The sequence below is a fragment of the Acinetobacter sp. 1566109 genome, from assembly GCF_000582255.1.
Classification (GTDB): Bacteria; Pseudomonadota; Gammaproteobacteria; order Pseudomonadales; family Moraxellaceae; genus Acinetobacter; species Acinetobacter nosocomialis.
In genome coordinates this window covers 1-656 of the sequence record NZ_JEYB01000219.1, presented here as the reverse complement: position 1 = coordinate 656, position 656 = coordinate 1, and the positions used below count along the sequence as shown (strand labels likewise).

The 656-nt window shown below is 36.4% G+C and carries 1 protein-coding gene; it reads left to right on the top strand.

All coding sequences use genetic code 11. The features are described 5' to 3' along the window. A partial coding sequence (locus tag J582_RS0105640; protein ID WP_032049007.1) for an IS1 family transposase occupies positions 1-640 on the top strand: 640 nt, incomplete at its 5' end. Between the last annotated feature and the right edge of the window lie 16 nt (positions 641-656).

Below are 656 nucleotides of genomic sequence, written 5' to 3'. Positions count from 1 at the left end.
CATCAAAGTAGATGGGAAACAAAACTACCAATGCAAAGACTGCAAACGTCAGTTTATTGGTGACCATGCTCTGAGCTATCTAGGATGTAATTCTGGCATTACTCGTAAAATATTACAGTTAATGGTCAGAGGCAGCGGTATACGAGATATCGCTGAAGTTGAGCGCATTAGTATCGGTAAAGTCTTACGGACTTTAACTGAATCGGCCTATCAAATTCAGCCTAAACAAAGTCATTATGAATCTCTCGAAGTAGATGAATTCTGGACTTTTGTTGGAAATAAAAATAATAAACAATGGCTTATTTACGCCTACCATCGAGAAACAGGTGAGATTGTTGCTTATGTTTGGGGTAAGAGAGATTTAGCTACAGTCCAAAGGTTGAAGACAAAGCTTAAACAATTAGGTATTCACTACACCCGAATTGCAAGTGATCATTGGGACAGTTTCATCACTGCTTTTAAAAACTGCAAGCAAAGTATTGGTAAGTTGTTTACTGTAGGAATTGAAGGTAATAATTGCAAAATAAGGCATCGAATAAGGCGTGGTTTTAGAAGAAGTTGCAATTTCTCCAAAAAGCTTGAAAACCATTTTAAAGCCTTCGACTTAACCTTCTTTTACATCAATAATGGCTTCATTTAATGTCAGCATACTTTTT